The sequence below is a fragment of the Nocardia arthritidis NBRC 100137 genome (genome assembly GCF_001612765.1).
Taxonomy (GTDB): domain Bacteria; phylum Actinomycetota; class Actinomycetes; order Mycobacteriales; family Mycobacteriaceae; genus Nocardia; species Nocardia arthritidis.
The window spans coordinates 23,898-37,559 of record NZ_BDBB01000018.1; the positions used below are offsets into that span (position 1 = coordinate 23,898).

General features: G+C 67.0%; 11 protein-coding genes and 2 pseudogenes. 4 read left to right on the forward strand and 9 right to left on the reverse strand.

Going from position 1 to position 13,662, the window contains the following annotated elements:
• Positions 1-34: 34 nt before the first annotated feature.
• Both NA8_RS14620 and NA8_RS14625 read right to left on the reverse strand, forming a co-directional pair.
• On the reverse strand, positions 35-886 hold the full coding sequence (locus NA8_RS14620; protein WP_063050936.1) for an aminoglycoside adenylyltransferase domain-containing protein: 852 nt from the start codon (positions 884-886) through the stop codon (positions 35-37).
• Positions 887-990: 104 nt separating this feature from the next.
• On the reverse strand, positions 991-1,986 hold the full coding sequence (locus NA8_RS14625; RefSeq protein ID WP_063051062.1) for an alpha/beta hydrolase: 996 nt from the start codon (positions 1,984-1,986) through the stop codon (positions 991-993).
• 816 nt (positions 1,987-2,802) lie between these two features.
• Here NA8_RS14625 and NA8_RS35750 point away from each other — a divergent pair.
• Positions 2,803-3,303, forward strand: a pseudogene (locus NA8_RS35750) (type VII secretion system-associated protein); the annotation flags it as partial.
• A gap of 147 nt (positions 3,304-3,450) precedes the next feature.
• Here NA8_RS35750 and NA8_RS35755 read toward each other — a convergent pair.
• Both NA8_RS35755 and NA8_RS14640 read right to left on the reverse strand, forming a co-directional pair.
• A complete protein-coding gene (locus NA8_RS35755; protein WP_084466804.1) occupies positions 3,451-4,386 on the reverse strand; it encodes a toll/interleukin-1 receptor domain-containing protein in 936 nt (311 codons plus the stop codon).
• A 148-nt stretch (positions 4,387-4,534) separates the two neighbouring features.
• Positions 4,535-4,741, reverse strand: coding sequence for a DUF5988 family protein (locus NA8_RS14640; protein ID WP_063050939.1), 207 nt, complete (start codon positions 4,739-4,741; stop codon positions 4,535-4,537).
• Positions 4,742-5,589: 848 nt separating this feature from the next.
• Here NA8_RS14640 and NA8_RS35120 point away from each other — a divergent pair.
• Positions 5,590-5,769 (forward strand): annotated as a pseudogene (locus NA8_RS35120) (hypothetical protein); the annotation flags it as partial.
• A gap of 180 nt (positions 5,770-5,949) precedes the next feature.
• Here NA8_RS35120 and NA8_RS14650 read toward each other — a convergent pair.
• The 5 genes from NA8_RS14650 to NA8_RS14670 all read right to left on the reverse strand — a co-directional run bounded on the left by NA8_RS14650 (position 5,950) and on the right by NA8_RS14670 (position 11,602).
• Positions 5,950-7,038 (reverse strand): ABC transporter ATP-binding protein, encoded by a 1,089-nt coding sequence (locus NA8_RS14650; RefSeq protein WP_063050941.1) that lies wholly within the window; start codon positions 7,036-7,038, stop codon positions 5,950-5,952.
• 13 nt (positions 7,039-7,051) lie between these two features.
• A complete protein-coding gene (locus tag NA8_RS14655) occupies positions 7,052-7,918 on the reverse strand; it encodes a carbohydrate ABC transporter permease (protein WP_063050942.1) in 867 nt (288 codons plus the stop codon).
• Complete coding sequence (locus NA8_RS14660) at positions 7,915-8,760, reverse strand: carbohydrate ABC transporter permease (RefSeq protein ID WP_218019463.1); 846 nt, start codon at positions 8,758-8,760, stop codon at positions 7,915-7,917. Before NA8_RS14660 ends, NA8_RS14655 begins: the two co-directional genes overlap by 4 nt.
• Positions 8,761-8,762: 2 nt before the next feature.
• On the reverse strand, positions 8,763-10,073 hold the full coding sequence (locus NA8_RS14665; RefSeq protein WP_063050943.1) for an ABC transporter substrate-binding protein: 1,311 nt from the start codon (positions 10,071-10,073) through the stop codon (positions 8,763-8,765).
• Between the two features lie 329 nt (positions 10,074-10,402).
• Complete coding sequence (locus tag NA8_RS14670) at positions 10,403-11,602, reverse strand: esterase/lipase family protein (protein ID WP_063050944.1); 1,200 nt, start codon at positions 11,600-11,602, stop codon at positions 10,403-10,405.
• Between the two features lie 360 nt (positions 11,603-11,962).
• Between NA8_RS14670 and NA8_RS14675 the strand changes: the two genes are divergently transcribed.
• Positions 11,963-12,568, forward strand: a complete 606-nt coding sequence (locus NA8_RS14675; RefSeq protein ID WP_063050945.1) for a YdcF family protein — start codon at positions 11,963-11,965, stop codon at positions 12,566-12,568.
• Between the two features lie 44 nt (positions 12,569-12,612).
• Positions 12,613-13,650 (forward strand): fused (3R)-hydroxyacyl-ACP dehydratase subunits HadA/HadB, encoded by a 1,038-nt coding sequence (locus NA8_RS14680; protein ID WP_063050946.1) that lies wholly within the window; start codon positions 12,613-12,615, stop codon positions 13,648-13,650.
• Positions 13,651-13,662: the final 12 nt, after the last annotated feature.

Genomic DNA, 13,662 nt, shown 5'->3' on the forward strand with positions numbered 1-13,662 from the left:
TCGGAAGTCCGGTTTTCGATCCCGATCAGGTCAGCTATTCACCTCGGAGGGCTCCACGGTCCTCGCCACGGGTCCGCATCTCCCCGCCGACCGCTGCGCGGGTTGCAGCTTCATCGACGCGCTCCCCCACCCAGGTGAGGAAAGTCCGAACGTCGCTCGCGGGCAGCGGAAGTGCTGCCGAGCGCGGGCGCTGGAAGCTGTGCAGCGCGGTTTCGACGAGGGGGCGAAAATGCTGCTCGGACGTCGCGATCAATTGTGCGGCTTCACGTTTGGCCAGCCAGCGACCCGTGCGGCAGAACGCTACCGTCCGGCAGCCGTTCAGCACCCGGTTGTCGCCCAGATGCCCTGCTCCCCCGGCGTGTTCGCGCACCGAAGCCTGCATCGCCGCGTACAGGTCGCGCTCTGACGGTGCCGCGAGCACCTGCCGTACGGGGGTGCCGTGCAGGAGACGCCCGTCCTGGTGAGCGATGGAACGATCGATGACGTACCAGAAGCCCGATGATTCCGCCGGATCGAAGCTGACGCGGTTCGGCAGCATCGGGCCGGTGTTGAGGTCCATGAGGTAACCAGCCGCGCCCGATGGTTCGGCGATGAAATCCGCGCCGTAGACCACCAGTTCCAGCCCGGCCGCAGGGCAGTGCAGCGAGGGATGGGCGAGCGATTCGGCCAGTTCCCGCAGAACCCGCGCGGGGATCGATGGTTCGGCGACGATTGTCACATCGACGTCGCTGCGCCCGTGCCGATAGTCACCCAGCGCGATCGACCCTACCGCGAAGACGCTGATCAGATGACCTCCACAGACAGCGCGGGTGCGACGCACGAGACCTTCCAGGTAGGGACGCAACTCGGCCGGCAGGGAATGGGAGTCCACCAAGACGTCGGTCATGCGGGCCAGTATCCGCCACGGCCGGGTTCCGGGCCTACTGGCTGCCGCTGATCCGGAGTTCCGAGGAAGGATCGGGCGGCCCGCCGCTCCCCCTCCCCGGGCCGTCAGTGCGGCAGGCCCAACCCGTCTGCCAGCACCGGCCACGAATTCTTCAGCGCCTCTTGCCAATAGCCCCAAGAATGGGTGCCGGTGGGTTGGAAATCGTAGGTGGCGGGGATACCGAGGGCATTGAGGCGGTCGCGCATGTTGTGGGTGCACCAGTTCACCGCGGCCTCGATCACGCCGCCCAGCACCAGCTGATTGAGGTAGCCGCGCGGTCCTGGCTGCGCGTAAGCACCGTTGTAGACGTCGTACATGCCCGGCACTCCGGTCCCGGTCGACAGGAACAGGCGTATGCCACGGAGCTGGTCGGCGTGCAGGTACGGGTCGTTGGCCGCCCACATCGGGTCTTCTGGCGGGCCGTACATGTTCTCGGTGTCGCCGCCGCCCCAGCTCTCGACTGCCAGTTTCACGAATTCGCGCCCGATCGGGTCGCTGATCTGCGCACAACCGCTGTAAGCCGCGACCGCTCGATACAGACCAGGTTTGGCGATCGGCAGCTGCAGTACCGAGGTTCCGGAGGTGGACAAGCCCGCGATGGCGTTCACGCCGGTGGTGGCGAACTCGGCGTCGATCAGCGGCGGCAACTCCTCGGTGAGGAACGTCTTCCACTTGTACACACCGAGTTTCGGGTCCGGGGAGCGCCAATCGGCGTAATAGCTCCAGCGCCCGCCCACCGGCTGCACGACATTCACGTCTTTGCCTGCGAGGAAGCCCAGTACATCGGTGTTCTTCTGCCACGTCGCGCTGTCCTGGCCACCGCCGCCACCGTTCAACAGATACAACGTCGGCCGCGGCACCGAACGATCGGCAGGGCGCAGCACCTTCACCATGATGTCCTGCCCCATCGCCGCCGAATGCACCCGCAACTGCACGGTCCGCTCGTCCTCGGCCCACGAACCGGTCACCGACGACTCGTCGGCACTCGCGGCCGGTGAAGCCGCGACCACCCCTGCGGTCAGGGCGAACACCGCCGCCATTGCCGCCAGCGCGTGCACCATCGAGCGGCAGACCATTCCGATTCCCGTGCGTACCCTTGCCGAATCGACAACAGGCGCGGCGGCACGTCCGGCGTCGGCGTCGGAACCTCGTTTCATCGCTTTGCTTTCCTCCAACCGTTGCGTACGTCTACCCGCCACCGATTCAGGTCGTCGACGACAGACAAGCTCCGCCAACGCTAAAGCAGAAGAAGGCGACGCACTTTCCCGGTTCAATGGGTCTGGACACCTCACGAATCGACCCGGAAGACGTGGGGGCGCGACACAGATAGAGGCAAGATCACGCGTCGGTTCCCGGCCGAGGCGAGAGCGACCTGCGCACACCAGCCGGACCGTTGCCCGGCAACGGGTGTGGACTCCTTGGTGGTGGTTCAGCCGCACCGCAGCGGCCGGTGGCGGCGCGCCGCAGGGGGTGTGCCTGTGTTCGTCGCGTAGCCCGAGTTGCACGTGGAGCTCCCGAGGGTGCCGGTAAGTAGTGGCATCGCCGGAGCGGTTCTTGGTATCCGCTGCGTGTTTCGCTACGGATCAAGAACGACTACGGCGTCTCGGTGTTCTTCGAACCGGATGGGGGCTCGCTCGTCGGCTTCTAACGGTGATCGACAAACTCCTGACGTCGTATGCCGTAGCCGCCGGACTCCACCTCCACCCCGACCGCGACGTGGTCACCTCGCACACCGAACTCGCCGCCCACGTCACACGACGGACCGGCGCGGCGGCGTTGCTCTGCCATTTTCCCCGAAGCCGAACAAGGGGAAATCCATGACAACGTATGGATCCGCACCTTCGAACACCGCGCTCGACCAAAGGTAGGTGAGTGACATGCAGGACCTGACGTCAAGTGTCGTTCGGCGGGCTGACTGGGTGGTGTTTGTCGATTCAGGCTGGCACGAAACGTCACCCGAGGCGATGCCGCCACCTGAGTTGATCCTCGGCGGTTGGATGATTCGTGAGGACGGCATCCCAGGTCCTTTCGAACCCAATCCGAACTACGTGCCGACCGACGAGGCATTACCCACCGATCCCATCGATGCCGCGCTGAGAAGGGCCGCCGACGGCGACAACGTCACCGGTGAGGAAATCATCGCAGCGCTCCGCGACGCCGTGGTGGAAATCGGGTGCGACAACCGGAATGAACCACTGGTGGGGCGAGCTCCGGACGGCGCGCAGTGCGTGGTAGTCGCCACCGCCGCAATACACAAACACCGGTTCGAGGCAGACCGATGGTGGCCAGTGCTGGGCGCCGCGTTGTCGGACATCGTGCCCGACGGGGCCGATATCCTGATCAATCCAGGCAGTCCAACCCGGTTCCTGTTACTGACCCGAAGTCTGCTGGACAGCAGCGCGTGCGGTGAGCCGAGTCGAGCCGGACACGCCATGCCTGTTCGGCCAGAGCCTCCACACCGGACTCCCTCAGCGTCCGGCGAAAACCGGCATCCGCGCCTTGCCCCTTCCACGGCGATCCAGCCGTCATCCACCACCCTCGTCCAACGAATCCGCAGGCGCCCAGCGGCCGAGTGGAGCCACGCCGTTCTGGTCCATGAATTCCAGCACGTCGCGACGCTGGGGTTTGCCGAGCTTCGGATGCAGACGGTCCAGCGCGGCCCATTCATCGGAGGATCCGGTCGCGCCGCGCGGTATCGCCTTGACGATCTGCAGGCAGATATTGCGAATCTCCGCCCTGTTCTGCATATGTTCGCCGATCCGTGCCGCTTCTCCGAACCGCCCGAGATCGACCAGGTGCACGGCGATCTGTTTCTGCTTGACTTGCGCGGCCTGCGCCGAGATCGCGATCGCGATCAGATCGTCCAGGCGATCGCGAGCGATGAGTGCTCGAACGTCACCGGCCCGCACATTGGTGTGATTCGCGGTGACGGTGCGTTGCAGCCGTTCCAGGGTGCGCTCCAGATCCGCTACGGCCTGCCGCTCACGGATGCGCGGAATCTCCCTGACCATCTGGTGCGCCACAGGAGTCACACCGGAGGTCGGTTCGCACCCGGTTCGGTCGGCGATGGTGCGAAGAAAGCGGGTCAACGACGATACGTCGAGCAGGTCGACAGTTTGGAATGCGCGCATCGGCTCCCACAACTGGTCGACGCCGACCTCGAGGAGCAGCGGTGTCGTCGGCTTACCCCGCATCCAGAAGCATGCCCATTCGGCCGAGACCCAAGGGCGGTGCACCGACTCCGGGGTGATGACGGTGAACAATTCGTCACTGTTCTCGACACCCAGCTTGATCTGTTCGATCCACGGGAGACCGTGCGGTGCGTCGTCGGGAAGGACAAAGAACCCGACACCGACATCATGTTCCAGCACGCTGCGCAAGTACCTGACCACTCCGGCGTCGTAGCTCGTGTGGCTGAGGAATACCCTCATCCCGCCCCCTGCGCGGTTCGAGCGAGGCATCCCAAGGCTCGGAAAACCCCCGCATCCTGTTCGATCCGGCTCGCCCGCTCACATCGAAGCGAGCCGCGGGATCGCCTCACATCATGACACGAGAGCCGCAAATGGCGATGGAAAGTGCAGACTGTGCCGGGACTTGGTGGTGGAGAGCCTACGAGCTGTTCGGCGATATGGTCCGATAGGTCCACTCGAATACACGCGCGCGGCCTATCGCGGTACCGCGAAACCGTGGTGTCGGAATGAAGTGCTCGAAGCCGCCACGATAGGGGATCTTGATTTCAGCGGTCGGCGCGAGCGGTAGAGCGTGTTCGGCCAGACCATCCGGTCCGCCTTCGAGATAGACGTTCAGTTGTGGCATGGCATACCTCCCGTTGACGAAACAACGCACACGGGCCCTGCTTGCCGATATGTCCGGCGGTGTGGGGGCATCCCCGGCGCCAGGAAGGCGGAATCCGGGGATGCCAGGTCGGCTATTCGCGACTCCTTCCGGACTGCCTGCATACGTTGGCGGATGGTCTCAGATGCACCAGACCACACTGCCCAGGGGGAAGCAGATTGCCACTGATCCCCATCCTGATCCTGTTCCCCCGGCAGGAACGACCGCCGTGGATGTCGAACTCGCGGGCACCGTTCCAAGGGGGGTGGCCGAAGCCGCCGGAGCTGCGAGAGTGGCCAGGGGCAAGGCAATAGCGGATGCGACGACGAACTTGCTAATTTTGCTGGACATATTTGTTCCCTCGATATCGAGTGATTGGTTCGATGCGCGTGCATTCCAGCCGACCAGCGAAGTGGTGCCGTCGAACCGACGTGACGGCTAGCGGGCGAGCAAAATCTGCCGAGACAGACAGTGCCCGGCTGCGCCGACCATGACGCGCTTGTTTTGTTCTCGACCCCGACCCGGTTGTTGTGGTCTCGCACGGCGAGCGTCAACCGTACGGTGAAATAGCCGAACCACACCCTGTGCAGGACGGTCCGGCGCCAAGCCCTGTCGCGACTGCGTCGACCTGGCAGCTTCGACACCGGTGCTCCGGCCGAAGCGACGACCTTTTCCGCGACGATGAGGAAAGGACGTGATTCGACTAGGTTACTGCGATCGGCCGGAAGCCACTAGAGAACGGGATGCACCAGATGCTGGGAGTCTCCGTTTCGGGCCCGTTGGCGCCCGGCCGGGTGAGATCCGGGCACCGGGCGAGGCCGATGCGGGCGAGCGGGCACCTCGAGCTGTTCCACCGCTCGACATTGAGTTTCCAGCAGCTGGCCGAGGAGGCCACCGGTCATCCCGTCGCGGTCTTCCAGCGCATCGACCAAGCCGGTTACACCCTGCCCATCGACGAACGCATCCTGGCCGACACCGACACCCTGATGATATTCGGGCTCGACCACATCTGCTGGTTCCGCGGCGCCCGGCTGCAGCCGGGCGCAGTCGTGCTGCTGCGCCCGGACCGGTACGTCTTCGGCACCGCCGAACCGGACAAGACCGCCGCCCTGGTCGCCGCGCTACGGCACCAACTGCACTCCTCCGGCGCCGCCAGAAGCTCGCGCAGGCGCCGGGTCGGAGTCCGGTGCTCACCCGACCGGCAGGAGCAGCCCGGTTTCCGGGTCGTACCAGCGGCATGCTTCGGGAGGCAGGTGCAGATTCGCAGTGCCGCCCTCGTCGGCGCGGAAGCCCGGCGGCGCTTGTACTTTCACCGTCTGCCCGCTGAGGCGGGCGGTGAGCAGGGTGGAGGAGCCCAGTGGCTCGAGCACTTCGAGCTCGGCCCGCACCGTCGCGTCCGCGGGGCCGTTGTCCATCCCGACGGCCTCGGGGCGGATACCGAGCCGCAGCGTCTTGCCCTCGAAGGAGGACAGCGCGGGAGGAACGGCGAGCGATTGCCCGCCCAGGTCGATGCGCGGCCCGGCCGCTCCGGCGGCGACCGTGCCGGTGAGGAAGTTCATCGGCGGGCTGCCGAGGAAGCCGCCGACGAATTCGGTGGCGGGGTCGTCGTAGACCTCGGTCGGCGGGCCGCACTGGACGATCGCCCCGTCGCGCATTACGGCGACGCGGTTGCCCAGCGACAGCGCCTCGACCTGGTCGTGGGTGACGTAGATCGTGGTGGTGGCGAGTTCGGCGACGAGTCGTTTCAGCTCGGCCCGGAACGACAGCCGCAGCAGCGCGTCCAGGTTGGACAGTGGCTCGTCCATGAGCAGCACGTCGGCATCCATCACGATCGCCCGTGCTACCGCGACGCGCTGGCGCTGCCCGCCCGACAGCCGCGCCGGGTAGCGGTCCAGATAGGGCGTGAGCTGCAACAGCTCCGCGGCCCAGGCGACTTTGCGGCGGATCTCGTCGGCAGCCACGCCGTGCACGCGGAGGCCGAAGCCGATGTTGTCGGCGACCTTCTTGTTGGGGAACACGGCGTAGGACTGGAACACCATGGACAGGTTGCGCCGCCGCGGCTCGAGATAGGTGACGTCTTTGCCGCCGATCACGATCTGACCCGAGTCCGGCAGCTCCAACCCGGCGATCATGCGCAGCAAGGTGGTCTTGCCGCAGCCGGACGGTCCGAGCAGCACCATGAATTCGCCGTCGGAGATCTCCAGCGAGACCTCGTCGGTGGCGCGCGCCGTGCCGCCGGGATAGGTCTTCGCCAGATCCCGGATCACCACTTCGGCCATCAGCCAACCCCTGTCATCGCAGCGTCGTCCCCCACATGTTCACCAGGTAGCGCCGCATCACGAAGATGAACGCCAGTGCCGGGATGATCAACGCGAAGCCGCCCGCGAAGCGGTACGCCGTCGACGCCTCGTCCAGCGCGGTGAGCACCTGCGCGGGCAGCGTGCGGTGCCCGAGTGTCACGATCGTCGCGCCGAGGATCTCGTTCCACGACAGGACGAACGTGAAGATCGACGACGCGGCCAGCCCCGGCAGCGCCAGCGGCACCACGATCCGGCGCGCGGCCTGCCAGCGGCCGCATCCGAAGACCTGGGCCGCCTCCTCCAGATCGGGCGGCACCGCGACGAAGATGCTCGCCGTGATGAGCACGGTGGTCGGCAACGCGAGCGTGGTGTGCACCAGCGTCACGGCGAACACCGTGTCGTACACCTCGAGGCGCAGGAACATCGTGGCCAGCGGCACCGAGAGCACCACGATCGGCAAGGCGCGCACGAAGAGGATGAAGACCTGATAGGTGTCTTTGCCGCGAAACGCATGCCGCGCCAGCGCGTATCCCGCGGGCGCGCCGATCACCAGCGACCAGAACACCGTGTAGAGGCCGACCAGCACCGAGTTGCCCAGTGCGGCGGCGGTTCCCGTCGCCCGGAAGAACGCCACCAGCGTCTCGGTGGAGAAATCGCTGGGAATCAGCGGTTTCGGGAACTCGTTGAGCGCCTCGCGGGAGGACACCGCGGCGAGGCCGATGAGCACGATCGGCAGTGCCATGAACAGGCTCACGGCCGCGCAGGCCAGCTGCACCCACACCGCGCGCCTGCGGCGCCTGCGCAGCGGTGCGCGATCGACGGGGGGCAGTGCGCGCGGCGGGGCGCTGTCCGGGTTCATCGCGCCTGCTCCGGCTGCCGGACCGCCCGCAGGTAGAAGACCGCGGTGGCGAGCGAGATCGCGAGCACGATCAGCGAGACAGCGCTGGCGACCGCGGGATTCTGCAGGTTCGCGTACCACTCGTAGGTCTCGCCCACCAGCAACGGAAAGTCCCGGCCGGTCAATGCCTGCGCCACGGCGAACGCCTGCAAGGCCAGGATGGTCCGCAGGATCAGCGCCACCTGCAGACTCGGCCCGAGCAGCGGCAGCGTCACGTGCCGCAGCCGCTGCCAGAAGTTCGCGCCGAACACCTGCGCGGCCTCGTCGTAGTCACGCGGGATCATCTGCACGCCCGCCACCACGATCACGAACACCAGCGACGTCGCGCGCCAGATCTCCGCCACCACGACGGCCAGTAGCATCGTGCCCGCGTTCTGGTAGCCGAGCCACTGCACGCCGTCGTCGGAGACTCCGAGGCCGACCAGCAAGGAGTTCAGATAGCCGCGGTTGTCGAAAATGGACAACCAGACCAGGCCCGCGGCCAATTCGGAGATCGCCAGCGGCAGGCACCACAGATAGAAGTGGCCACCGGCGAACCGGGGCCGCGCCTGCATGAGCAGCGCCATGCCGACGGCGAGCACGAGCTGGATCGGCACGACGATCACGATCAGCAGGACGGTGTTGCGCAGTGCGGTGAAGATGTAGGGATCGTCGAACAGCCGCTCCCAGTTGGCGAGGGTGAGTTTGTCGTCGCCACGGAACGCCTCGAGCACGCCCTGCACGAGCGGCCAGCCGAACAGCGCCGCCATCAGGACGATCGAGGGCAGCAGCAGCATCCATGGGGAGCGCAGTCGCGACATCATGGTCAGCCCACCCGGCAGAGTTCGGCGGCGGGATCGGGAGCCCAGCACGGCACCTTCAGGTCGTCGAGGATGCCTTGCAGGACCCGAGCCTGCTGATCCAGCGTGGAGCGGATATCGGCTCCGTCGAGCACGATCGAGCGGAAACTGTCTTTGAAAACCTTGCTCACCTCGCCTTCACGCTGTCCGAGACCCACCGGCGGCAGCGAAAGAATGGCGCCGGGCGCCTCCTGCTGCCTGCGCACCGCATCGGCCTCGAGCTGGATGGCCGGTGGCAGGTCGCCCGGGATCGCCGTGTCGACCGACGGGAAGAAACCGTTGGACCGCAGCAGCCGCAGTTGAGTGTCCGGACGGGTGAGCGTGCCGATCGTCCGCTGCGCCAGTTCGGGGTCCGGGCTGCCCTCGGGAATCGCGAGTCCGGCGATCACTGCCATGTAGCCGAGGCCGTGCGAGCCACGGGGCGCGGGAAGCATCCGCCAGTCGCGCGGGTCGCGCTCGGGCGCGTGGACCAGGCGCACGACGTGGTCCCACGCCAGGCGCACCTCGCCGCTGTCGAGCGGCTCCTGCATGAAGTCGAAGTTCGTGCTCGCCGGGACGCAGTTCGCCCACAGCTCACGCAGGTATCGCCACGCCGTCACGGCCTCGTTCGAGCGGAAGGTGGTGATCTGGCCGCCGGTGAACGAGGGCAGCAGGAAGCCCTGGACGAAGCGGTGCAGCAGGCCCTTGGGTCCCGCGGGCAGGCCCAGCACAGGACGATTGCCGTTGGCGCGGCGCGCGGCGATGGCCCAGTCGAGAAACTGGTCGTAGGTCAGCGACGCGGCATCGGCGCCGGACGGCAGATGCTCCAGCGCCTCCGCATGTGCGGCAAGGACATAACTCGCCGTGGCCCACGGGATGTACCACGTACGGTCGGTGCCCACCCTGGCCAGTTCCAGGTAGGCCGCGGGCCAGCCGCGGGCCCCGAGGTCGGCGAGCAAACCGGTGAGGTCTTGCAGATAGCCGTCGGCGAGCGGCGCGATGTCGCCGTGCAGGCCACCGAGCAGGCCGATCTGGGTCGCGCCCGCGTCGACCTGGCTGCGGACCTGGCTGGCGAACGGGCTCTCTTCGATGGTCACGTAGCCGACGCCGGGTGCGGCATCGGCGAGCAGACCGCGGAACCGCTCGGCCTCGTCGGCGGGACGGAACTGCGTGGACAGGAAGATCATTCCGCCGTTGCCGCTGGTGGCGAGTCCGGTGCAGGCCGCAGCGGACAGAGCCGCCGCGCCGAAGCCCGCCGCACGCAAGAAGGATCTGCGCGTGGAACCGGATACCAGCATGCATGGCTCCTGTTCGGACACCGGGTGGTTCGGACGAACATAAGGTCGGTCAACCTTAGGGCGCTGAAAGACATTGTCAGTTGCCAATGTTGGCGATAGTGCACGGAACGGAACGTCCCAGAACACGCCGATGCCCACCGAGCAGCGGGTGCGAGGGCTACTCGGTGGGCATACCGCCGCGCGCCGGGGACGTACGCGCCGGACAGGGGCGGGTTGAGGGATCCCGTTCCGGCGGGCATGAACGCGTGGCGGCCGGTGCTCCCGTCGAGCAGGCGCGCGGCGTCGGGGGCACCAGCCACGCCGCTCGACGGAAACAGGTCATCCGGTGATCACAGCGAGCCCGCGCCGCCGAGCAACCACGGGTTGAAGGTGCACTCCAGATTCGGATGGCCCGCCGGGTCCAGCGCGCGCAGCGCGATGGACAGCGCCCGCGGTGAGTACATCATCGTGAGGTGGTCGGACACGTCCTGTTCGCATCCGTCCTGCAGCGTGATGTTCTGCACCGTGACGCCGGGCGCCGCCTTCAGGAAGGTCAGATCGTAGGGATTGGTGATCTCGTCGTAGCGGGTGCCTACCACGGTGTAATCGACCCCGGAAACGGTGTCGCCGTTCTCGTTGAGCTTGTTGACGAAGTCCGAGCCGATCGTCTGCTGGATGCCCGCGTGCCCGACGAAGATCTCGATGAAGCCGAGGATGTCGATGCCGAAGTTGTTGATCGCCCGGCCCAGCGCACCGATGCCGTCCAGGCTGGTGCCGTGATGCGTGGCGCCGTAGGTGACCAGATTCTTCACCTTGGCCGCGCCGCCTTCGAACTTGGTGTACCAGTTCGACATCGACCCGCCCTGCGAATGCGCGACGAGGTCCACCTCCGAGGCCCCGGTCGCGGCCAGCACCCGGTCGACGAACGTGGCCAGCTGCTTGGCCGAGTCCTGGATGTAGCCGGTGCCCATCACCCCGGGCAGCACCGATCCGAGACCACCGCCCTCGAGCAGGTTGGACCGGCCGTAGTTGAAGGTGAAGGTGCAGAAGCCCGCGTCCTTGATGGGCTGGCCCATGAAGGCGAAGCCGTTGTAGGCGTTCATCCAGGTGCCGTGCACCAGTACCACCGGGCGGGGGTGCTCGGCGGTCGGCTTGCAGCTCCAGTCGTTGGCGCCCGGCGGGGCGGCGTCCGGATGGGTCAGCCCGTAGCCGAACGCGGCCAGCCACGAGGTCATCGGCGGACCGTAACCCACGGTGTCGCTGGCGTATCCGCCCGAGGATCCCGAGCTGCTGCCCGATCCGCCATAGCAGTCCCCGGATCCGTTGCCCGACCCGGCTCCGCTGCCCGACGTGCATGCCGAGCCGGTGCCCGCACTGCCCGAATCCGCCACCGGCGCGGCCGTGCGGCCCGCCGCGATGTAGTCGGCCAACTGCTGTTCGGTGGGCCGAGCCTCCGGCGCCGCGTTCGCGCCGGACGCACCGACGGCGAGCACCGAAACGCTCAGCAGCACCGCCGCCAAGGACGATCGCCCGTAGGTACTTCGTTTCATGATTTGCCTTCCTGCAGAACCACGGTGTTCGGCGACCGGCGCCGTTCTCGCTGGTAGACGGCACCGAAGCTGCGCCAACGCTAGAACCGGAAAACGGGACGGCCTATGCGGAAGAGCTGGATCTGGAGACCTCACGAATGCGTTCGGCCACGGCTAGGGAGACGGCACAAAGCGCGCGAAAATAGGCAATTCCATGAATTCGGCGAATAGGTCGGCCAGCACAAGCCGAAGGCGCCGAAACGGTGAATTTTCCAGATCACCAGTCAATTACGGTTCCGCAACGGCCGACGGCCGCATCATGGATGAACGCTGAACCCCAGCCATCGGTGGCCATCCGGTGGCTAACCATTGGGAGATCCCGTGTCCGCCACCATGGTTACCCTCGCCCGCACCGTGCTCGGCGCGTTCGCTGTCACCGCCGCGCTGACCAACCCCCCGCACGCCGTCGCGGACGGCCCTGGTTCCGCCGGCGCGGTCGCCTCGATCACCGCGCCGTTCGCCCTCGTCCCCGTCCCGACGCCGACGGTGCGTGGGCCGGTCACCGCCATCGTCGTGCTCGGCTACGGACTGTTGCCCGACGGCGGCATGCGCCCGGAACTGATCGATCGGCTGCACGCCGGATACGCCCAGGCGCTGCTGGCACCCTTCTCGCCGATCATCGTGACCGGCGGTAACGCACGCAACGGCGTCACCGAGGCACGGGCGATGGCCGATTGGCTGATGGCCCGCGGCATTCCGCCGGCACGGATCAATCTCGAGCCGGAGGCCGACACGACCGCGCAGAACGCCGTGCGCTCGGCCACGATCATGCGCGCGATCGGCGCCCACGACGCCGTGGTGATCACTTCGGCCGACCACATGGACCGGGCGGTGGGCACCTTCCACGACGCCGGGGTGGACGTCGTCGGCACCGTGACCCCCGAGCAGGTGCCGCCCGCACTCTGGCGGTTCGGTCCGCTCCCCTGACGGGAGGCGGCCGTAATCCACCGTTTCGCAATACAGGAGCAACCATGAACGAGACCGCGGTGAATCCCGCCGAACAGGCGATGTCGCTGGTCGACCATCGTTACCGTTCCACTCTCCACTACGAGGTGGAACGGGAAAAGATCCGTGAATTCGCCCGCGCCGTGCAGGATTCGCATCCAGCGCATCGAAGCGAGGCCGCCGCGGCCGAACTCGGCTTTCCCGGACTCATCGCGCCCGCGACGTTCAGCTCGATCATTCTCACCAGGGTGCATCGCGAAATACTGGACACGCTGATCACCGGTTACGACCCGAGTCGGATTCTGCACGCGGACCAGGTCTTCGACTTCGGCAGGCCGATGGTGGCCGGCGATCGGCTGACCTGCGACATCTATTTCGAATCGTTCCGGCACTTCGGCGACTACGACGTCCTCGCGATCAAAAGTGTGCTGATCGACCAGCACGGCGCCGTGGTGCAGACCGGTTCCAGCGCGCTGCTCGCGCGCGTCGGCGAGCGCGATCCAGGGTTGGCCGATGCCGTGCGCAAAGTCGCCATGGAACATCGCTCCCCCGACGAGCCGGCCCCGGGCAGCGCCGTCGTCCCGGCCGCGGCGGACTATCTCGCGCCGACGCCCGACCCCCGGATACCGCGCACGCGTATAGATTTCGAAGACTTGGAGGTGGGCACCGAGCTGCCCGTTCGCACCATGCGCCTATCCCGTGGCGACCTGGTCAACTACGCCGGCGTGACCGGCGAGTCCAATCCGGTGCTGTTCGACGAACGGGTCGCCGTCGCCAGCGGCCTGCCGACCGTGGTCGCGCCCGGCATGCTGAAACTCGGCCTGGCCACCTCGTTCCTGAGCTCCTGGCTCGGCGATCCCGCGGCGGTCACCCGTTTCCGCGCGCAGTTCGCGCACAACACGCATCACCTGCGGATACCGTCGTTGGGAGCAGGCACGATCCACTTCCGCGGCCGGGTCACCGCGATCGATGCGCGCAGGCGGCGGGCGACCATCGCGGTCGACGCACGCGCCGAGGGCCGCAGACTGTTCGGCTACGCCGCCGCCGAAGCGCTCTTCCCGTAGGCGATATCGGGA